The organism is Pseudomonas sp. TREG-RG-20F-10-E-6-01 (assembly GCF_022662455.1).
Lineage (GTDB): Bacteria > Pseudomonadota > Gammaproteobacteria > Pseudomonadales > Pseudomonadaceae > Aquipseudomonas.
The window spans coordinates 556423-574076 of sequence record NZ_JAKNQP010000003.1; the positions used below are offsets into that span (position 1 = coordinate 556423).

Here is a 17654-nt window from a genome sequence, read left to right on the forward strand (position 1 = left end):
TCGGCATGTGCGAAAGGATTCGTCCATGACGTTCCACGAAACCTCAAACCGCAACCCTTCGCCTCTCAAGCCTAAAGGACGAAACCGCTTGGGCAACACCGCCCGCCTGCCTGCCGCGCTGGGCGTCGGCGTGCTCATGCTGTTAGGGATGGGCTGGATGCGGGGGTGTGTACAGGCGTGATGAACACCTGTGGCGAGGGCGCTTGCTCCCTCGCCACAGGGTTTTTGCAGGGTTTCAAGACCGCGTTTAGTTCACAGCTCGAAGGTAAAACACACCAACACTTGCCGGGCTTGCGACTCTCGGAAGTTTCCGACAAGGGTTTCAGGTTGTGGCTCGGATAGGGGCTGACTAACCTCTCGTCGTCGCTGCCAATTCAGCGACCGGATTTGACCGTCCGCCCTCCCAAGTGCATCTGTGCCATATCGATCAGGCGTTTTTGCTACGCCTGTTGTATCGTGTCGCGGCAGCTGTACGCGGGATACCTTCGGGTATGCCGGGCTCCTTGGGACCGGTCGGTCAACCCGTGTATAGCTGCCACCCTAATTCGTTTGACCGCGAACCGTGGCAGCTCCATTTCCCTTGGAGTTTCACCATGATTAAAGACAGCCCGAATCCCCCAGGCCAGCAAGACTTCGACACCAGCACCCTGCACGAAGTGGCCTACCGCGCTATCAACCACTACCTCAAACTCGGCAAACCTGTCCCCGAACCCAGCGACGGCCTCTTCACCGTGCGCGCCGACCTGGGCACCGAAACCTTGCTGGTCAACGCCTCCCAAGACCTGGCGTCCATCTGTGATATTGCCAACCATATGGCCTTTGAAATCGACGGTTCCCAACGCAATGTCGCGCTGGGCATCTGCCGGATGCTCGAAGGGGTGCAACTGCTGGTGGACAAAGCCCTGAACGTGGCCCACCCGACGGCTTGAGATGGACGAGATAGAGCGCCTGAGCTATCTTCGGGCGCTCTATCGACAGACCCGGAACAGGAAGTTACCGCTTGAGCACGTCGCCCCTACTGCGAAGCCGCACCTTCGCTCTCTTCGCCGGCATCGCCTTTATTGCCTTGGACCAACTCGTCAAACTGCTGGCCCTGGTTTCGCTGCATGCCAACAGTATCAAAATCGGCTCTAACCCCATCAACCTGGCGTTGGAACTGAGCCTTAACCCAGGCGCCTTTCTCAGCCTGGGCGCTGCGCTGCCGCCGCAGGTCAAACAACTGATCTTTATCGTCGGCGTGGCCATCGTGGTCGCATGGGCGATGGCGTGGTCGCTGACCCACTGGAACCAGCCGCTGCGTAAAGTCTTACCGCTTTATGCGATTGCCCTGGGCGGTATCGCCAACTTGATCGACCGGGTATTTCGCGACGGGCATGTAGTGGATTACATGGTGCTGAACGTGGGGCCGACGCATACCGGCGTGTTCAATATTGCCGATATCGCGATTACGGCCGGGGCGTTGTTCTTGATGCTCGATTTGTTCGTTAAGCCGCGCAACGCCTAACCAGCAAGGGGATTCAGGGCATCAAAACCCTGAATTCCCAGGCCATCAAAACACCGACCACCCAATCCGCTCACTCAACAACTCCAACGCCTTCATCCCCGCCAGCGAGTTCCCCGCCGCATTCAACTCCGGTGACCACACGCATACCGTGAACTGCCCCGGCACCACCGCGACAATCCCGCCACCTACCCCGCTCTTACCCGGTAAACCCACGCGATAAGCAAAATTGCCCGCCTCGTCATACAGCCCGCTGGTGGCCATGATCGAGTTGACTTGCTTGGTCTGGCGCGCGGTCAGAATCTGCTCGCCGCTGTGGGCGCTCACGCCCTCGTTGGCGAGGAAACTGAAGGCCCTGGCCAAGTCCAGGCAGCTCATTTGCAATGCGCAGTAGTTGAAGTAGCTGTGCAGCACTGCGTCCACGTCGTTGTGGAAGTTGCCGAAGGCTTTCATCAGGTAGGCCATGGCCGCGTTGCGTGCACCGTGCTGCGCTTCGGACTCGGCGACAACGCTGTTGACCAAAATCTGCGGGTTGCCCGACAGGCGCCGCACGAAGTCGCGCATCGACAGGATCGGCACGGCGAAGCGCGATTGGTTGATGTCGCAGATCACCAGTGCGCCGGCGTTGATGAACGGGTTGCGCGGGCGGCCGCGTTCGAATTCCAGCTGCACCATGGAGTTGAACGGTTGCCCCGACGGTTCGTGGCCCAGGCGTTCCCAGATGGTTTCGCCGCCGTGGTCGATGGCCTGCACCAGGCTGAACACCTTGGAAATGCTCTGCACCGAAAACAGCGTGTCGGCGTCACCGGCGCAGTAGGCCGAGCCATCGTTGCCGTACACGGCGATACCGAGTTGATTGGCGGGCACATCGGCCAGTGCGGGGATGTAGTCGGCGACTTTGCCCTGGCCGATCAGTGGACGAACTTCGTCGAGGATCGACTCGAGCAACGCCTGCATGTCTTGTCCGGTCATTGTTTCTTTGAATCAGTGATAAGCGGGGGGCGCAGGATACCTGAAACGCGCCGCTCAGGTGGCGCACTAGAGAACGTGAAGCCCGGCATCGTCGCGCAAATACATCAGCGACTCGTACTGGAACGACAGCAAGAAACAGGCATCACACCTCGCGGCCAGTTGCTCCATCAACGCCCTTACCTCAGCCAATGGATCGGCATCCTCGGGAACTGGCCCTTTGATGCGCAGATAACCTCGGGTGGCCACTGTAAACGCCAGATCGTGCAGACCCTGTGCGCGAATAGCCGGATCCTCCACTTCATAGAAGCCACTCAGGCAAAGGCCCGACTCAAAGCGGGCCTCTAGTGATTGTTCATTCTGGGCCAGCTCAACGCCGCCTACAGCATTTACCGCGTCGGCCAAATGCGCCATGGACATTCGCGTGTCAGCTTCAAGATGAATATCAAGCCCCATGAGGTGCAGCCTCCAACTTCGCACAGAGGCGCACAGCGTCGCTCTCGTCGGCATTTGCGTCGAGAAAGATCAAATCCTCAGACAACCCCGAAGCCGATGAAATACCCACCACGAAATCACGCCTTGTTACGCCGGCCAAGGCCTTTATGAATAGCACCAATTGGGTGATTTGAGCGCGGCCTGCATGGTGTAACGGAAGATTGAGCCCGATAAACCAATCGCTCAGGTCATCAGGCGCCATGCCTGGGGCACGCTCGTGTACTTGATTTACCAGAACAGCGGAAAATGGCGCCCAGTCGAGGGTCAATGTGCGAAAGGCGTCGACCAACACGGGCTCAATGGTTTCGTTGTCAGCACCATCGACGTAACAATAAAGCGTCTGCATGTTGTGCATCCCGGATCTGCGAGTGGCGGGTCTAACGCGATCACGGCGGATGCGGATCAACCCGGTTGGCCAGCAGGTTTTTTACGTTGTCGAAAATCTGCGTGCTCAGGTCATTTTCCAACAAGGTGACATAGCGTTTCCATAAGGTGTGCATGGGTCACTTCCGGGTAGGGATCGCTCGCCAATCAAAGTAGTCCAATAGCCCGTACACTGCACCGCTGCGCTTACTCCACGAGGACCTTTGCATGAAATTGATGATTGGCTTGGCCGCCCTGTTGCTGGTATCGGCCTGCTCGACCCACTCGCCCACCGCTGCACCGGCGCAGGACTCTGCCGCATCCACGTGCCTGGCGGGCGGTGGCACGATGAGGCAGGTCGGCAAGTTGCAGAGCTGGAAGTGCATCACGCCGTACAAGGATGCGGGCAAGGCGTGCACGGATTCGAGCCAATGCCAGGGTGAGTGCCAGACCAGTGTGACCACGCAATCGGGCAACGGCCCGGTAGCGGGTACGTGCCAGGTGGACAACAGTCACTTCGGCTGCTCGGCGACGGTGGAGAAAGGCAAGCTGGGCCGGGCGATTTGTGTGGATTGATGGGCGCCGCCGAAACAATGTGGGAGCGGGCTTGCCTGCGATGAGGGCGTGTCAGCTGACATTAATGTTGCTGAGCCACCGCTATCGCAGGCAAGCCAGCTCCCACAATTTTTACCGCGTACACGTCGAAGGTGCGCGACGTTGGAGACTGGCTCATTCAGCACCGTTGGCCGAGTGCTGTGCCTGAACCAAAGGACGCCACCGAAATAATGTGGGAGCGGGCTTGCTCGCGAAGGCGGAGTGTCAGTCACTGCATGTGTAGCTGAGCCACCGCTATCGCAGGCAAGCCCGCTCCCACAGTTTTCACCGGGTACACGTCAAAAGTGCGCCACGTCGGATATCTGCTCATCGAGCAGATCCCGCGCCAGTGCCCATGCCTGATCCTTGGACTCTACTACCAGCAGCGGGTAGCCCCAGGCTTTGCCGAACATTACGGCAAATGGCTTGAGGGCCAGGCGTTGGGCGGCACTGGGTTCTACCTGGATCATGCCTTTGACGAAGGCGCGCAGCGCCTGTTTGTTTTTCTTCATCCAGATCGAGGCTTGCTTGCGCTCCTCGTGGGAGTGCTCGTGGTTGTTTTCGTCCACGGATTTTTCGTGCAGCAGCAAGAACGCCTGCTCTCTGGCCAACAGCCCTTCAAAGACCACAAAGGCATCTTCCGGGCCGCCTTCGTTGGGCGCGTCGAAGACGATTTTCACCACGGGGAACGTTGTACTGTCGAGTCGCATGGCACAGCTCCTGAATGAGAGTGGATCTCACTATAGTGACCACGCCACTGGACGGCATTGCACAAAATAGCCAGACTGTTTCGCAATTCAGCCAAGCTGCGAACTCACCATGAAGCACCATCGCCTCGATCTGCATCATCCCTCGATGTCCAAGGATGCCGACCTGTTCCCGCGTGCGGTGGTGGCCGTGCGTGCCAGCAGCACCAGCGAACGCTGGGAGCACGCGCCGCATTCGCATCGCAAGGGCCAACTGATGTACACCCTGCGCGGGGTGATTCACTGTCAGATCGAGGCCGGTATCTGGATCGTGCCGCCCCAATGCGCGCTGTGGATTCCCGGTGGCCTGCCGCACGCCGCGAGGGGTTCAGGTGAGGCCGAGGTGTATTGCCTGTTGATCGACCCCGACGTCAGCGGCGCCCTGCCCGCGCAATGCTGCACCCTGGCCGTGTCGGGCCTGTTGCATGAGTTGATCGGCAAGGCGGTGAGTTTCCCGCAGCTGTATGACGAAGACGGCGCCCAGGGGCGTTTGATCAACACGCTGCTCGATGAACTGGCCCAAGCACCGGTCGAAGCCCTGCATTTGCCCATGCCCCAGGACCTGAGGCTGCGACGCCTGGCGGAAAGTTTGCTGGCCGATCCCGGCGACAAGGCGACCCTCGGCCAATGGGCCGTGCGCATCGGCATGAGCGAACGCAGCATGACGCGCTTGCTGTTGGAGGAGCTGGGCCTGAGTTTCGGGCGCTGGCGCAGGCAGTTGCATGTGATCCTGTCCCTGCAGCGCCTGGCCAAGGGTGAAAGCGTGCAGCGCGTGGCGCTGGACCTTGGCTATGAAAACGCCAGCGGTTTTATCACCATGTTCCGCAAGGCGGTGGGCCAGCCACCGGCCCGTTACCTGGCGGACCGCGCCGGGGCGTCGAGCCCCACGCCGGCAGCCATTTCGATGCACCCGGGCGCCTGATCAGCGCTGCACCGGGACCCGGATATCCCCGCTGCGGCACTGAGTCTTCACGCTTGCGGGGCAACCGGCAAAGCGCAATTCCTTGGTCAGGCACACGCGCACTTCGGACAACACCTTGCCCTTGCAGATCACGGCCATGCCATGGTCGCCCATGGCCGGGTTGCTCTGGCGAAACAGCTGTTCGATGTCGCGCGCTTCCAGGTAATTGGGCACATTGAACGGCTGCAATTGCTGCGGAATCTGCACTGTCGCCAGCGCCGCATCCGTCGCGTCCAGATAGCGCGACGCATCCAGTCCGCTGCACGTGCCGTGCTTGGACCATTCGTGTTTAAGCAGCGTGCGCGTGGGGAATATCAAAGCGCCCTTGGCCAGTTCCTGCGCCGACAATCGCGATTGCGGGTCACACGACGCCGGCCACCCGCCTTTCGCGTATTGCGGCCATAGCCCATGCAAGACAAACCCATAGCCCTTGCCGGAGCATTGTTGGTTGTCCGGGTGCGTGAGGCAAAACGTCGGCGACCACGACAGTGACAGCAGGTAAAAATCAAAATCTCCCGCGGGCCGCTGCTCGCGTGGCGCCGCTTGCACCATCAGGCTGGCCAGCACCAGCCACAGCGCTATCCAGGCTGTCTTGTAGTTCATCCATCTGTTCCTTGAAAAAATAAGCGCCACGCACCGCAGGACAGTTACTCGGGGCGGTTGGGATTGCGCTGCAGTACCTTGTCCAGAACCCGATCGGTCTTCAGCGCCTCGATCGCCAGCGAAGGATGCTCGGCCTCGCCACGAATGTGCGCGTTCATCGCCAGCACATGGTGCCACTGGATATGCGCATGGCAAGGCACTTCGAGCACTTCGTCGACTTCACCTTCAAGGCGCAATGGCTGGTCTTCGAACACGGCAAAGGTGATGCGGCCCCGGCTGCCGATCAGCTCGACACGGTCTTCGCGGCGGTCCGCAACAAAGTTCCAGCAGCCCATGCCCAGCGCGCCGGAACCGAAGGTCCAGCAGGCCGTCACGGCATCTTCGGCGGCATATTCCCCGGCTTGTCGGGCGGTAAACCCGGTGACTTCGACGATATCGCCGGCCAGAAACTGAAACAGGTCAAACCCGTGGCTGGCGAGGTCAGCAAAGTAGCCGCCACCGGCAACAGCCGGGTCGGTACGCCAATTGGTGGCGCTGGCGTCCGCGGCGGACGGTGGTTTGCTCAAGGTCCAGATCACTTGGCGCAATTCACCGATGCGCCCGTCCCGCAGCCAGTCACGCACTTGCTGAAAGCGCGGGAGCGAGCGGCGGTAGTACGAAACAAACAAGTGCAACCCGGCGCGTTCGAAGGTGCGCTGCATCAACGCGCTTTGCTCGGCGTTGAGGGCCATGGGTTTCTCGACACAGCAATGTTTGCCGGCCGCCGCCACCATCAGGCTGTATTCGAGGTGACTGTCGGGCGGTGTCGCGATGTACACCGCGTCCACTTCAGGGTCGTCGATCAGGGCCTGGGCGTCGGTATAGAAGCGCGCAATGCCGTGGCGTGCCGCATAATCGCGCACCGCCTCCTCGCGACGCCCCATCACGGCCACCAGCGCAGAACCTGGCGCTTTGTAGAAAGCGGGTCCACTCTTCAATTCAGTGACACTGCCACAACCGATCATGCCCCAACGTACGGTAGTCATCTGTTGTCCTCGTCGGTTTTCATCAATCGGTCAGTATCCACATCCCCACCCGTGCGCGCCATAAGCACTTAGCATGACAATTGCATTACACTTTTGTGACATTCATCCCGCTGCGGGGCACACACGATGAAAATAAGGGCCACGGTCATTTGCGAACACGAGGGGCATATCCTCTTCGTGCGCAAGGCCAGATCGAAATGGGCATTACCCGGCGGCAAGGTCGAGCGTGATGAGCGCCCGGTTGGCGCGGCCGAACGCGAGCTGGAAGAAGAAACCGGATTGAACGTGGACGGATTGTTGTACTTGCAGGAGTTAAAGGCCCGCGACACCGTGCACCACGTGTTCGAAGCCTCGGTGGTGAATATCGCCGACGCGCGGCCGTGCAACGAGATCGTCGATTGTCGCTGGCACGCCTATGGCGCCCTGGACGAACTGGACACCACCGACGCCACCCGCCACATCGTCAAATCCTTCCTACGCCGCTTGTAATTCCGCGCTCTGCCCGCTGTCCGGCACACCTCACTTCACCACGCCATTCGCTTTCTGCCGTTCGACAAAGGATTTGACGAACGCGGCAGCGGCTGCATGCGCCACCAGAACCGCGCGAGAACCGCCAAACCGCGCAGATTCCAAAGATGGGCCTGTTAGCCTGGGAGCCTTGCGCGGTCAAAAATGTGGGAGCGGGCTTGCTCGCGAAGGCGGTGTGTCAGTCAATGGATTCGTACCTGATCCACCGCCTTCGCGGGCAAGCCCGCTCCCACATTGGGTTTACCTACAATCAGGTAGATCGCAACACGCCGCCGTACAGCGAAGAAGTGCTTTTGTGGTAGCCACTCGCGCCCCCCCAGGAAAACCCAAAGGCTTGTTTCTTTTCAGCAGCCGGCATATGCAACTCTCGAAGGTGATCGTGAGTGCATAACAGCTCAAGAGCGCGGTTTATTCCCCGCTACCTGGGGAAGTTTCTCGCGGCTTTTGGCCTGCCCGCGCTGGTATAACGCCTCCACCAGTTTTTGCCGTTCATCCTGGGGCAGATTGCTCGCGAACTGCGCCAGGGTGGTGTCCACCAAGGCCCGCAGCGCTGCGTCGGCCTCACGCGCCTTGGCCAGTTCCGTCACCAGCACTTCGCGATCGAGGGTCGGTGCTTCCAGCTGCTTGATCACGCCCAGCCGCGCTTCGCGACCGGCCATGATCAGCGGTTGGCTGTCGGCACGGTTCTGACGCAGTAACTGGCGCAACTCCTTGCGCCGCTCTGCCGGCAATTTGATCATCGCCTGGCGCAAACCGTGCTGGTTGACCACGGCCTCAGCAGGCTGGGGTGTAGCCATCCAGTGGTAGAGGCCGCCACCCACGCCGCCGATCAAAAACACGTTGAGCAGCACCGAGACAAGCAACCACGGTTTAAGGGATTGTGGGGTCATTGCTCAGTTTCCTCGGCGTTGACGGTGAAGACGACGTCGGCATCGCCCTGATCGAAGACGCTGGGCAGCACTTCGGATGACAGCATCGGCAGCGGCACGCTCAGCGACGCCACCAGCACCCCGGCGGCGATGCCGGCAATGCCCACGCCCACCAGGCCGGCGGGCGACAGCCAGTTGGCGTAACGCGACCAGAACGACGCCCGTCGCGGCGCAGACTCACGGATCTGGCGTGCCAGCGACGGGTCGGCGAATGCCAACTGATGGCTGTCCAACTGCCCATCCAGCCAGCTGGCCTCACGCAATGCCTCGCGGGCGTGGACATTGCCGCTGTCGAGCAGCGCCTGGGCGGGCGCCTGTTCAGCCAGAGGCCAGCGGTGCAGGCTGGCCCCGTAGGCGTCAGCCAGGTGCGCAAATCGTTCAGGTGTCATGATTTTCCCCTTCCTGGGCGGGCGAGCCCGGGTGTGTCGGCAAGGTGACTGCGCAACTGGCGTCGGGCCCGCGACAGCAGGCTCTCCAGTGCCTCGACGCTGATGTTCATCAGGGCCGCGGCGTCGATATTCGACAGCTCCTGGTAGTACTGCAACACAATGGCTTCGCGCTGGCGCTCGGGCAAGGTCGCCGAGGCGGCGGCCATCCTTGCGCTGCGATCGGCCGTTTCCAACTGCTCATCCGGGGACGGCGCGCTGTCAGCCAGCTCGAGCACCTCGTCTTCGTTCAACGGGCGCTCCTTGCGCCGACGCAAACGGTCGTGGCACAGGTTGAGTGCCACGCGGTGCAGCCAAGTGTCGAAACGCGCTTCGCCAGGCCGCCAGTTGGCCGCCTGACGCCAGATACGCAGGAAACTTTCCTGGGCCACGTCCTTGGCCTCGTCGGCATCCCCGAGGATCCGACTGGCGAGCGCGAGCAAACGCGGAAGCTTGCGCGTCACCATTTCGTTGACGGCGGCGGGCTCGTTGTTGCTGATACGCGCCAGTAGCTCAACGTCCGGATCAGTGTCTTTCAATCGGGTGGTTCTCAATGCACTGGCTAAGGTTCAGGGTTCAGCGGATCCAATGGCCTTCGCGCCAGTACCAGTTCGGGCCACGGGATTCCCAGTGCCCAGGCTCCCAACGGGCGTTGCGCACCACGTGCTGCCAGTGGCCCGGCACCCAGGCATACGCGCCGTGCGTCCATTGCCAGTGGCCACGGTCCCAGACAAAGCCTGGGCGTTCGGCGGGAATCACCTCAACGCGCTCCGCCGGTGGCGCCTGGCGGATGATCACTTCGGTTTGGGCAAAGGTGGGGGTGCTGACAAGCGCGGCAAACGCCAGCGGGACCAGCAAGGCATAGCGCAATTTGGCCAGTGGATTCATGGCAACTCCTTCATACGGCGAACGAAAATGTTTGCTGCTGATGGGTTGAACGGCGGGGTAGGAAAAATCCGTCGCGAGAAATACGATATTTTTCTCGACGGTGGTTAAGGCGAGTATTACTCAGGGGTTGGCGGCGCTTGATGAAATGTTTGAAAGCATGACGACGGATTTGTGCAGGTGGCGGCGTTCAAGGTGTAACGCAATGCACACCATGAGGAAATAACCATGTCTCGTCGCCTGACCATGCTTGTCGCCGTCCTGCTGATCGCCAGCCTCAGCGGCTGTGTGATCCTGCCGGAACACCGGCATTGCTGCTGGCGCTACTACGGCGCTGTATCCACGCCAAGTAGCACCGTCAATAGCTAACCGACTGCCGCAAAGCCACGACGCCCGGCTTTGAGCTCGGTGCGCAGTTCGCCAATCAGGTTTGCGATGGAACGGACGCTGTCCAGACCTTGGGGCGACACCCGGGTCAGCAACAGGTCGACACGCCCGGACGCCGGTTCAAATACGCTGATGCGCAGCGAGCCGTCGCTGTTGAGGCTGCATTCACACACAAGCGGCAGGAAGCCCGAGGCCATGATGCGGTTGAGTTCGGTGATCGACATCATGACAAGCCCCCGTCCTTGGGTTCTACCCTGTAGGTGCATTGCATCCAGCATAGATATGCTTTTGCCGAGCACTGAACAATTAATTCAAAAGTGATACCTGCGCCGCATTTTGCCCTGTGGACGCTGGCGCCCTGGCGCCAAAAACCCAGCATGCGACCTCTCGTCCGCTGCGTTGGCAAGCGCTTGACTCTGCACGGCGTTCACAAGACGCTCTTGGCTCTTTGCCATCATCCAGAGCCGTCCGCCATGAGCATCGATCCCCCAAAACTGCCCGACAGTGATGTGTACAAAACGCTGCTGGAATCGACCAAGGCTATTCCCTGGCGCATCGATTGGCAGACCATGACGTTCAGTTACATCGGCCCGCAGATCGAAGCGCTGCTGGGCTGGACCCCGCAAAGCTGGGTCAGCGTGGACGACTGGGTCGAGCGCATGCACCCGGATGACCGTGAATACGTGGTGAACTTCTGCGTATCGCAATCGCGCGCCGGCGTTGACCACGAGGCCGATTACCGCGCGCTGACGGCAAGCGGTGACTACGTGTGGATTCGCGATGTGGTGCATGTGGTGCGCAACGGCGATGAGGTTGAAGCGTTGATCGGCTTCATGTTCGATATCAGCGAGCGCAAGAAGACCGAAGAACACTTGATTCGCCTGCAAAAACAACTGGAGGAATATTCCTTCCAGGACGGCCTCACCGGCATTGCCAACCGCCGCATGTTCGACACCGTGCTGGAACGCGAATGGGCCAGTGCCCAGCGCAGCCAGTTGCCGCTGTCGTTGATCATCCTCGATATCGATTTTTTCAAGCAGTACAACGACCACTACGGCCACATCAAAGGCGACGAAGCCTTGCGCCAGGTAGCGCGCACCTTGTCGCTGGCGGCTAATCGGCCACGGGATTTCATTGCACGGATCGGCGGCGAGGAGTTTGTGTGGCTGCTGCCGGAGACTGACGCGGCGTCGGCCAGGCAAGTGGCGCGGCGCTGCCTGCACCTGATCTGCCAACAACAGATCGAACATGGCTTTTCAGCGGTTTCCAAGCTGCTGACCCTGAGCCTGGGCGTTGGTACGCACCTGGTGACGCCCAACAGCAACCTGCTCGGGTTTGTCGAGTCAGTCGATAAGTTGCTGTACAAGGCCAAACATAACGGGCGTATGCGGGCAGAGTTTGCCGACGGTGAAGTTTGACGCCGACGTCAAATTGCGGGCAAAAAAAATCCCAAGTAGCTGATGGAAACTTGGGATTTAAAATTGCATAAACCGTGGGAGGTGAACGCCCGGCTATAGTAACGATTGTAAAAACCTGTAACAAGAGAATTTTAATCCTTTCGTCGGATTGAAAACGCCGTAAGTCATTCAATAACCACACATTTTTTAAGGAGGACGAGGTTATAAATGCCACTTTTTGGTGCAAGTTACGCTTATATATCCTTATATTAAAAAAGGGTATGGATCACAGGGGGGCGACACTGTTGGACGATTGCCCGTTTAACTGCTGGCATGTATCGCGAAGTTCCAGACTGTTGGACGACGCCGCACTGGCGACACGCTCCACTTGCCTGCAAAGCGCCAAACGCTCGGCCGCCTCGACCCGCTCCCGGTCGACCTGGGCATTGAGCCGCATGAAATAGCCACCCAGTAACACCGCGACGCACAGCACTCCGATCGCAAAGTAGCGAAAGCCGTAGGACGCTGGGGGTTCTGTCGGGTTCATGGCACTAAGGCACCCTGCTCTTCTCGTATCGGACGTCGTCGCCCTCTAGCCGATCAACCATCGACCAGCCCAACCGCTGGTAAAACCCGTTGGCACGGATTTCATCGCGGCCATCGGTGATCAAAAACAACCGCTCATGCTGTTCAAACAGTGCTGCTTCAGCCACCGCCATCAAGCGGCGACCCAAGCCTTGGCCTTCGTAGCCGGGCAGTACGAACATCGCAAACACCTCACCTGCGGCCCGGTCGACCATGGAAAAGGCGGCGGGCCGGCCCTCCACCTCGGCGATCCACACACAGGGCGCTGCACGAATGCTGTCCGCCAGCACCTGCGGGGTAATCCCCAGCGCGGTCATCTGTTCGCGGCTCAAATGGTTTTGCACCACCGAGGTGCGGATAGCGAAGAGCGTGTCGATATCGTCCGGCGTCGCCACGCGTATCAGTATTTGCATACGGACCTCCTGTTGAAGGGCGCAATTGTATGCACATAGAAACATAAGCATTGTCGCGGATTTGTAAAAAGCCCAGCCGGCAGGTGTATAGGGGCGGTGTCGAGCCCTACAGGCATACACCCGCTTTAACTACACGGCATGCGCCTGCTGCTGACGACGATACTGCCCGGGCGCCATGCCATGCGCCTTGCGGAAGCAGCGCGAAAAGTACGCCTCATCGGTAAACCCGCAGCGCTGGGCGATCACGCCGATCATTTGCGCGCTGTTGAGCAACAAAGTGCGCGCCAATTGCATGCGGCGATCCAGCACCAGTTGCGAAAAGGGTTTGCCGGTTTCCTTGCGCAACAAATGGGTGAGGTAGTTGGGCGAGAGGAAGGCAGCGGCGGCAGCCTCCGTCAGGTTGAGGGTTGGCTCGTGCAGATGCTCGCGAATGTAGCCCTGCACCCGCGCCAGAGCGTCCTTGCGCCCGCGCCGGGTCGCGTTAGTGGCGGCAAATGCCTGCAGCGGTTCGGCGTACTGCTCACAGACCAGACCGATCAGTTGGAAGAGATAGCCTTTTAACCGCTCACGGGCGCCGAAGGTGCGTTGGGCGTCCAGGGTGCGCATGTGCGCGAGCCATGTTTTGACTTCGTCGAAGGCCTCATCGTCGAGTATGAAATCCAGCTGCTCCTGAAAGCGAAACGGCGACAGCTCCGGCGCTTGGCCGATGGGAATGTCTTCCAGGTCCAGCGGGTCGCAGGTCAGCTGCGGCAGGAAAAACGCCTGACTGAAGTTGATCAGCATGAACTCGCCGTCTTCGGGGTGGGGAATTACATGCAGGCGATGGGGCAGGATAAACGCCAGCGCCTTGTGCGGAAACGGCCGCACCGCGCCGCCGATATGTTGCACGGTGTCACCGCCCAGGTTGATCTGGATCTGAAAATATTCATGCCGATGCGGGCTGGTCAGCGCCGCCCGCCCACGCTTGTCGCGGATATAAAAGTCGGGGCGGTCGCTGCGTTGTTCCATGCCATAGGTGGTGACGCGGGTGCCTGGCATAACGAAATCTCGGGTGGCCTGGGCCCCACTGTAGCCTCAACCCTGGCCGAGGGTGAAGCTCAGCTCGCCAACGCCGTCGATGCCGGCAGTAACCACATCGCCCGGCTGCAGCGCGCCCACGCCGGCAGGGGTGCCGGTAAAGATCAGGTCGCCGGCCTTGAGTGCGACGGATTGCGAGGCATAGCTGATCACTTCACTGACCGACCAGATCAAGTCGGCCAGGTCGCCAACCTGGCGCTGTTCGCCATTGACCTTCAGCCAGATTTTGCCGGTAGATGGGTGTCCCACCGCACTCACGGGTTGCAACGCGGTGCTGGGCGCCGACTCATCAAAGGCTTTGGCCCATTCCCACGGGCGCGCGAGCTTTTTCGCCTGGGCCTGCAGGTCGCGGCGGGTCAGGTCGATGCCGACGCCGTAACCCCAGACGTGGGAAAGCGCGTCTTCAGGGCTGATGTTTACTCCGCCTTTTGCGATGGCCACCACCAGCTCCACTTCATGGTGAAGATCAGCGGTCAGCGGCGGATAGGCAATCACGCCCTCGGCTGGCACCACCGCATCGGCCGGTTTCATGAAAAAGAACGGCGGCTCGCGATCCGGATCATGCCCCATCTCGCGGGCATGTTCGCTGTAGTTGCGGCCCACACAGAACACGCGGCGCAGCGGGAAACGCGCCGCGCTGCCGTGAATGGCCAGAGATGGGGTGGGTTCAGGGGTAATTACATAATCAGTCATGGCCTGCGCCTCTTGGTTTGCCTGGCGCCAGTATGACGAGGCGTGCCAGGGCAAAGTTGGACAGGCTGACGCAGATTTTGCACTGGCCGGTGCAGGTTAACCGGTTATTTGCGCGCGACCTTATAGCGCAGGCAATCCTGGTAAAAGCTCTGGCGAATCGCCTCGGGCTTGAGCCGGGAACGGCTGTCGTAAGTCTGCTCGGTGATGCCCATGGCCATCATGCGCATCCACGATTTGTTGAACTTGATCGTCTGGATCTTTTGCCGCGCGGCGTACAGCGACACGCCCGACAGCTTGAGTTCCTGAGCCCTGGCCGCCGTGCCGGCGCCCCAGCTGCACATGTACTTGTCACCCTCGCGCAGCTCCCGTGCCTGCACGGCAGCCGCGCCGCCCGCCAATGAGCAGGCGATCAGCATGATTCCAACAGTGCGCATGTGCTTCCTCACCTAACCACCTGAAAATAAAAGTGATTCTGGCGAGAATTTTGTTACAAAGGGGCCATTAAATTGCCTTATCTGCCTTTCACCATTGATAGGTCGCACTCGCCTGCACCGTGCGCTGCGAGCCATACCAGCACCACGAATAGGAATAGCAGGACGCCACGTATTCCTTGTTCGCCAGGTTAGTTGCGTTCAGCGCCAGGCGCAGGTTGTCCTTAGGGTTGGCGATGTTCGGGATGTCGTAGTGCACCGCCGCATCGATCAAGGTGTAGCCCGGCACTTTCAGGGTATTGGCGGTATCGCCCCAGGACGAACCGACATAGCGCGCCCCCGCGCCAACGCCAAAGCCCTTGAGTTGACCGTCGTGGAAGGTGTAGTCGGCCCACGCCGAGGCGGTGTGGCGCGGTACACCGTAGGTGGTGGTGCCCTCAACCGGAATCGCCGGGCCTATACCTTTATCCGTGAGTGGCGCGTACTGCACGGTGCTGTTGGACTTGCTGGCGCGGTTATCCAGGTAGGCGTAGGCGGCGGTGATGTCCAGGTTATCGTTAAGGCTGGCCTTGCCTTCCAGCTCGAAACCACGCGACTGTTGTTCGCCATCCTGGATGCTGCAGCGGCCGTTGCCACACAGATGGCTCGGGTCCGGGTCCAGGGTCGGCACGTTGCTCTGGCGCAGGTCGAAAATCGCCGCGGTAATAAAGCTGTTGCTGCCCGGCGGCTGGTACTTGATGCCGATTTCATACTGCTTGCCTTCGGTCGGCTTGAACACCGAACCGCCGTAACCCGTGCCCGATTGCGGGTTGAACGACTCCGCATAGCTGGCATACGGCGCCAGGCCATTATCGAACAGATAGACCACGCCGACGCGGCCGGTAAACGCCTTGCTGTCCAGCGACGACTTGCTCTTGGCGCCGGTCTGGAGGGTTTTGGTGGTGCTGTCGGTGCTGGCCCAGTCATAACGACCGCCGAGCAACAACACCCATTTGTCCCACTTCATTTGCTCCTGCAGGTACGCCCCGGTCTGCTCGCTGCGCGAGGTGGCGTCGGTGGCGAAGGCCGGCGTGACCACGGGCGCGCCGTAGACCGGGTCGAAGATGTCCAGGTCCGGCCCCTTGCCGTAACCGGCCTTGGTGTCGGTGCTGGTGTTCTGGTAGTCGAGGCCCATCAACAGCGTGTGCTGCAGCGGCCCGGTGTCGAATTTGGCCTGCACCTGGTTGTCGAGGGTGTAGGCGTCCATGTCGACATCAGTGGCGATGGTCGAGCGGTTGGAGGTGCGGTAATCGGCCTGCAGGTTGCTGTTGTAAATACTGCGGTAGATGCCTTCGGCGCGCAGGTAACGCGCGTTCTGGCGCACGGTCCAGACATCGTTGAAGTGATGCTCGAAGGCGTAGCCGACGGAGTAGTACTCGCGGTCGCTCTTCTCGAAGTTCTTTTCGCCGTCGTAGAGATCCACGTCGATCTTGCGCCCGGTGGGGCTGCGCAACACCGAGCCCCAAGCGGGAATAGAACCGTAGGACGCGCCTTTGGGGTCCTTCTGGAAATGCCCGAGCAGGGTCAGCGAGGTGTCCTCGTCCGGGCGCCAGGTGAAGGCGCTGGACAGCGACTGGCGACGGGTTTCGGTGTGTTCGACTTGGCCATCGGCATCATCGAACAACCCCGCCACCCGGTAGGAATACACGCCCTGCTCGTCCATCGGGCCGCTGAGGTCGAAGGTGGTGCGCTTCTTGTTGAAGGTGCCGTACTCGACGCCGACTTCATGAAACGGCGTATCCAGCGGGCGCTTGGTGACCATGTTGATCACCCCGCTCGGCGTGCCCTGCCCGTACAGCACCGACGCCGGGCCGCGCAGCACTTCGACGCGCTCCAGGTCAAAGGCGTCTTTTTGCGGCAAGGCATCACGGCTCGACGGCACGCGCAAGCCATCGAGGTAGGTGGCCGGGGCGAAGCCGCGGATGGTCAACTGGTCGAGGCGCGAGGCCGTGGCGCCACGGGTTTCCGGGACCACGGCGGCGCTGTAGCGCAAGATCTGGTTAAGGCTTTCGGCGTTCTGCGCGCGCATCTGGTCCTTGGTGACCACGGAGATCGACTGCGGGGTTTCGATCAGCGCGGTGTCGGTCTTGGTGCCCGACAGGCTGCGAGTGGCCACATAACCGATCACCGGCCCGGTGGGGCTTTCACTCTGGTAGGCACCGCTGATGGTGGTGGCCTGTAGCTCCATGGCGCCGCCGTTCTCCGGGATGGCTTCCAGGCGGTAGCGTTCGGCGGAGATCTTCAGCGCCTGCAAGCCGCTGCCGGCGAGCAGTTGGGTGAGTGCCACGTCGGTGTCGTATTGCCCACTCAAGCCGTTGCTGTGCTTGCCGCGCGTCAAGCTTGCATCGAATGCCAGTACCAGGCCCGCCTGCTCGGCCAGGCTATTGAGCGCTTGGCTCAGGTCGCCGGCGGGAATCGAGAAACGGCGCGACGCGCTGCTGCTTTCTTCGGCGAACGAGGACTGGACGGTGAGCAACGGCACGGCGGCGAAGGCAAACGCCACTGACAGGGCCAGTGGATGCAAGGGACGAGCAAGGCGCGACATGGGAAATCCTGCGTAATAGAGGTTCTATTAACCATGACGGCCATGTCCGGAAATCGGGCAAGG

General features: G+C 60.6%; 25 protein-coding genes. 8 read left to right on the forward strand and 17 right to left on the reverse strand.

Features of this window, described 5'->3' with window-relative positions:
• Positions 1–25: 25 nt before the first annotated feature.
• The 3 genes from L8K08_RS12825 to L8K08_RS12835 all read left to right on the forward strand — a co-directional run bounded on the left by L8K08_RS12825 (position 26) and on the right by L8K08_RS12835 (position 1504).
• Positions 26–181, forward strand: a complete 156-nt coding sequence (locus L8K08_RS12825) for a hypothetical protein (RefSeq protein ID WP_242197416.1) — start codon at positions 26–28, stop codon at positions 179–181.
• 412 nt (positions 182–593) lie between these two features.
• Positions 594–929 (forward strand): hypothetical protein, encoded by a 336-nt coding sequence (locus tag L8K08_RS12830; RefSeq protein WP_242197418.1) that lies wholly within the window; start codon positions 594–596, stop codon positions 927–929.
• Positions 930–1000: 71 nt separating this feature from the next.
• Entirely contained in the window at positions 1001–1504 is a 504-nt protein-coding gene (locus tag L8K08_RS12835) for a signal peptidase II (RefSeq protein ID WP_242197420.1), read from the forward strand.
• Positions 1505–1549: 45 nt separating this feature from the next.
• On the opposite strand, the gene glsB is transcribed toward L8K08_RS12835, so the two are convergent.
• From glsB to L8K08_RS12850, 3 genes are all read right to left on the reverse strand, one after another.
• A complete protein-coding gene (gene glsB, locus L8K08_RS12840; protein WP_242197920.1) occupies positions 1550–2458 on the reverse strand; it encodes a glutaminase B in 909 nt (302 codons plus the stop codon).
• Positions 2459–2539: 81 nt separating this feature from the next.
• Positions 2540–2926: a hypothetical protein gene (locus tag L8K08_RS12845; RefSeq protein WP_242197423.1), complete on the reverse strand. Its 387-nt coding sequence runs from the start codon at positions 2924–2926 to the stop codon at positions 2540–2542.
• Positions 2916–3311, reverse strand: coding sequence for a hypothetical protein (locus L8K08_RS12850; RefSeq protein WP_242197425.1), 396 nt, complete (start codon positions 3309–3311; stop codon positions 2916–2918). Before L8K08_RS12850 ends, L8K08_RS12845 begins: the two co-directional genes overlap by 11 nt.
• A gap of 245 nt (positions 3312–3556) precedes the next feature.
• On the opposite strand from L8K08_RS12850, the gene L8K08_RS12855 reads away from it, so the two are divergent.
• The gene (locus L8K08_RS12855) at positions 3557–3904 is read left to right on the forward strand and encodes a hypothetical protein (RefSeq protein ID WP_145164548.1); all 348 of its coding nucleotides are present in this window, start codon (positions 3557–3559) and stop codon (positions 3902–3904) included.
• 317 nt (positions 3905–4221) lie between these two features.
• Here the strand turns inward: L8K08_RS12855 and L8K08_RS12860 are convergent, their stop codons facing one another.
• A complete protein-coding gene (locus L8K08_RS12860) occupies positions 4222–4632 on the reverse strand; it encodes a hypothetical protein (protein ID WP_242197429.1) in 411 nt (136 codons plus the stop codon).
• A 109-nt stretch (positions 4633–4741) separates the two neighbouring features.
• Between L8K08_RS12860 and L8K08_RS12865 the strand changes: the two genes are divergently transcribed.
• Entirely contained in the window at positions 4742–5590 is an 849-nt protein-coding gene (locus L8K08_RS12865; RefSeq protein WP_145164553.1) for a helix-turn-helix transcriptional regulator, read from the forward strand.
• Here the strand turns inward: L8K08_RS12865 and L8K08_RS12870 are convergent, their stop codons facing one another.
• Both L8K08_RS12870 and L8K08_RS12875 read right to left on the reverse strand, forming a co-directional pair.
• Positions 5591–6232, reverse strand: coding sequence for a ribonuclease T2 (locus tag L8K08_RS12870; RefSeq protein WP_242197432.1), 642 nt, complete (start codon positions 6230–6232; stop codon positions 5591–5593). It lies immediately after the preceding gene.
• A 44-nt stretch (positions 6233–6276) separates the two neighbouring features.
• A complete protein-coding gene (locus L8K08_RS12875) occupies positions 6277–7257 on the reverse strand; it encodes a Gfo/Idh/MocA family oxidoreductase (protein WP_242197435.1) in 981 nt (326 codons plus the stop codon).
• Positions 7258–7383: 126 nt separating this feature from the next.
• Between L8K08_RS12875 and L8K08_RS12880 the strand changes: the two genes are divergently transcribed.
• Positions 7384–7746: an NUDIX domain-containing protein gene (locus L8K08_RS12880; RefSeq protein ID WP_145164559.1), complete on the forward strand. Its 363-nt coding sequence runs from the start codon at positions 7384–7386 to the stop codon at positions 7744–7746.
• A 434-nt stretch (positions 7747–8180) separates the two neighbouring features.
• Here L8K08_RS12880 and L8K08_RS12885 read toward each other — a convergent pair whose 3' ends face one another.
• From L8K08_RS12885 to L8K08_RS12900, 4 genes are read right to left on the reverse strand one after another with little or no spacing between them, the layout of a single operon-like run.
• Entirely contained in the window at positions 8181–8675 is a 495-nt protein-coding gene (locus L8K08_RS12885; protein ID WP_242197438.1) for a periplasmic heavy metal sensor, read from the reverse strand.
• Positions 8672–9103, reverse strand: a complete 432-nt coding sequence (locus tag L8K08_RS12890; protein ID WP_242197441.1) for a hypothetical protein — start codon at positions 9101–9103, stop codon at positions 8672–8674. Before L8K08_RS12890 ends, L8K08_RS12885 begins: the two co-directional genes overlap by 4 nt.
• Positions 9100–9678 (reverse strand): RNA polymerase sigma factor, encoded by a 579-nt coding sequence (locus L8K08_RS12895; protein ID WP_242197444.1) that lies wholly within the window; start codon positions 9676–9678, stop codon positions 9100–9102. The genes L8K08_RS12890 and L8K08_RS12895 overlap by 4 nt, the downstream gene beginning before the upstream one ends.
• A gap of 37 nt (positions 9679–9715) precedes the next feature.
• Complete coding sequence (locus L8K08_RS12900; protein ID WP_242197447.1) at positions 9716–10027, reverse strand: YXWGXW repeat-containing protein; 312 nt, start codon at positions 10025–10027, stop codon at positions 9716–9718.
• A 225-nt stretch (positions 10028–10252) separates the two neighbouring features.
• Here L8K08_RS12900 and L8K08_RS12905 point away from each other — a divergent pair, with 225 nt between their 5' ends.
• Positions 10253–10393 carry a hypothetical protein gene (locus L8K08_RS12905; RefSeq protein WP_242197450.1) on the forward strand — a complete coding sequence of 47 codons (141 nt, stop codon included), beginning with the start codon at positions 10253–10255 and terminating at the stop codon, positions 10391–10393.
• Here L8K08_RS12905 and L8K08_RS12910 read toward each other — a convergent pair.
• Positions 10390–10638, reverse strand: coding sequence for a DUF1652 domain-containing protein (locus tag L8K08_RS12910; protein ID WP_145164569.1), 249 nt, complete (start codon positions 10636–10638; stop codon positions 10390–10392). The two genes, L8K08_RS12905 and L8K08_RS12910, sit on opposite strands and share 4 nt — an antisense overlap.
• 246 nt (positions 10639–10884) lie before the next feature.
• Here L8K08_RS12910 and L8K08_RS12915 point away from each other — a divergent pair, with 246 nt between their 5' ends.
• Positions 10885–11829 carry a sensor domain-containing diguanylate cyclase gene (locus tag L8K08_RS12915; RefSeq protein WP_145164571.1) on the forward strand — a complete coding sequence of 315 codons (945 nt, stop codon included), beginning with the start codon at positions 10885–10887 and terminating at the stop codon, positions 11827–11829.
• A 265-nt stretch (positions 11830–12094) separates the two neighbouring features.
• Here the strand turns inward: L8K08_RS12915 and L8K08_RS12920 are convergent, their stop codons facing one another.
• From L8K08_RS12920 to L8K08_RS12945, 6 genes are all read right to left on the reverse strand, one after another.
• Positions 12095–12355, reverse strand: coding sequence for a hypothetical protein (locus tag L8K08_RS12920; protein WP_242197453.1), 261 nt, complete (start codon positions 12353–12355; stop codon positions 12095–12097).
• A 4-nt stretch (positions 12356–12359) separates the two neighbouring features.
• On the reverse strand, positions 12360–12806 hold the full coding sequence (locus L8K08_RS12925; protein ID WP_242197456.1) for a GNAT family N-acetyltransferase: 447 nt from the start codon (positions 12804–12806) through the stop codon (positions 12360–12362).
• Positions 12807–12935: 129 nt separating this feature from the next.
• Positions 12936–13844 (reverse strand): AraC family transcriptional regulator, encoded by a 909-nt coding sequence (locus L8K08_RS12930; protein WP_242197459.1) that lies wholly within the window; start codon positions 13842–13844, stop codon positions 12936–12938.
• A 36-nt stretch (positions 13845–13880) separates the two neighbouring features.
• On the reverse strand, positions 13881–14576 hold the full coding sequence (locus L8K08_RS12935; protein ID WP_242197462.1) for a fumarylacetoacetate hydrolase family protein: 696 nt from the start codon (positions 14574–14576) through the stop codon (positions 13881–13883).
• Between the two features lie 104 nt (positions 14577–14680).
• Positions 14681–15010, reverse strand: a complete 330-nt coding sequence (locus L8K08_RS12940; RefSeq protein ID WP_145164581.1) for a hypothetical protein — start codon at positions 15008–15010, stop codon at positions 14681–14683.
• 88 nt (positions 15011–15098) lie between these two features.
• A complete protein-coding gene (locus tag L8K08_RS12945) occupies positions 15099–17591 on the reverse strand; it encodes a TonB-dependent siderophore receptor (RefSeq protein ID WP_242197465.1) in 2493 nt (830 codons plus the stop codon).
• Positions 17592–17654: the final 63 nt, after the last annotated feature.

Excerpts from the sequence above, each read along its gene's own strand:
- L8K08_RS12825 (WP_242197416.1), top strand. The coding sequence starts at position 26 with ATGACGTTCCACGAAACCTCAAACCGCAACCCTTCGCCTCTCAAGCCT.
- L8K08_RS12830 (WP_242197418.1), top strand. The coding sequence starts at position 594 with ATGATTAAAGACAGCCCGAATCCCCCAGGCCAGCAAGACTTCGACACC.
- glsB (WP_242197920.1), bottom strand. The coding sequence starts at position 2,458 with ATGCAGGCGTTGCTCGAGTCGATCCTCGACGAAGTTCGTCCACTGATC.
- L8K08_RS12845 (WP_242197423.1), bottom strand. The coding sequence starts at position 2,926 with ATGGGGCTTGATATTCATCTTGAAGCTGACACGCGAATGTCCATGGCG.
- L8K08_RS12850 (WP_242197425.1), bottom strand. The coding sequence starts at position 3,311 with ATGCAGACGCTTTATTGTTACGTCGATGGTGCTGACAACGAAACCATT.
- L8K08_RS12855 (WP_145164548.1), top strand. The coding sequence starts at position 3,557 with ATGAAATTGATGATTGGCTTGGCCGCCCTGTTGCTGGTATCGGCCTGC.
- L8K08_RS12860 (WP_242197429.1), bottom strand. The coding sequence starts at position 4,632 with ATGCGACTCGACAGTACAACGTTCCCCGTGGTGAAAATCGTCTTCGAC.
- L8K08_RS12865 (WP_145164553.1), top strand. The coding sequence starts at position 4,742 with ATGAAGCACCATCGCCTCGATCTGCATCATCCCTCGATGTCCAAGGAT.
- L8K08_RS12870 (WP_242197432.1), bottom strand. The coding sequence starts at position 6,232 with ATGAACTACAAGACAGCCTGGATAGCGCTGTGGCTGGTGCTGGCCAGC.
- L8K08_RS12875 (WP_242197435.1), bottom strand. The coding sequence starts at position 7,257 with ATGACTACCGTACGTTGGGGCATGATCGGTTGTGGCAGTGTCACTGAA.
- L8K08_RS12880 (WP_145164559.1), top strand. The coding sequence starts at position 7,384 with ATGAAAATAAGGGCCACGGTCATTTGCGAACACGAGGGGCATATCCTC.
- L8K08_RS12885 (WP_242197438.1), bottom strand. The coding sequence starts at position 8,675 with ATGACCCCACAATCCCTTAAACCGTGGTTGCTTGTCTCGGTGCTGCTC.
- L8K08_RS12890 (WP_242197441.1), bottom strand. The coding sequence starts at position 9,103 with ATGACACCTGAACGATTTGCGCACCTGGCTGACGCCTACGGGGCCAGC.
- L8K08_RS12900 (WP_242197447.1), bottom strand. The coding sequence starts at position 10,027 with ATGAATCCACTGGCCAAATTGCGCTATGCCTTGCTGGTCCCGCTGGCG.
- L8K08_RS12905 (WP_242197450.1), top strand. The coding sequence starts at position 10,253 with ATGTCTCGTCGCCTGACCATGCTTGTCGCCGTCCTGCTGATCGCCAGC.
- L8K08_RS12910 (WP_145164569.1), bottom strand. The coding sequence starts at position 10,638 with ATGATGTCGATCACCGAACTCAACCGCATCATGGCCTCGGGCTTCCTG.
- L8K08_RS12915 (WP_145164571.1), top strand. The coding sequence starts at position 10,885 with ATGAGCATCGATCCCCCAAAACTGCCCGACAGTGATGTGTACAAAACG.
- L8K08_RS12920 (WP_242197453.1), bottom strand. The coding sequence starts at position 12,355 with ATGAACCCGACAGAACCCCCAGCGTCCTACGGCTTTCGCTACTTTGCG.
- L8K08_RS12925 (WP_242197456.1), bottom strand. The coding sequence starts at position 12,806 with ATGCAAATACTGATACGCGTGGCGACGCCGGACGATATCGACACGCTC.
- L8K08_RS12930 (WP_242197459.1), bottom strand. The coding sequence starts at position 13,844 with ATGCCAGGCACCCGCGTCACCACCTATGGCATGGAACAACGCAGCGAC.
- L8K08_RS12935 (WP_242197462.1), bottom strand. The coding sequence starts at position 14,576 with ATGACTGATTATGTAATTACCCCTGAACCCACCCCATCTCTGGCCATT.
- L8K08_RS12940 (WP_145164581.1), bottom strand. The coding sequence starts at position 15,010 with ATGCGCACTGTTGGAATCATGCTGATCGCCTGCTCATTGGCGGGCGGC.
- L8K08_RS12945 (WP_242197465.1), bottom strand. The coding sequence starts at position 17,591 with ATGTCGCGCCTTGCTCGTCCCTTGCATCCACTGGCCCTGTCAGTGGCG.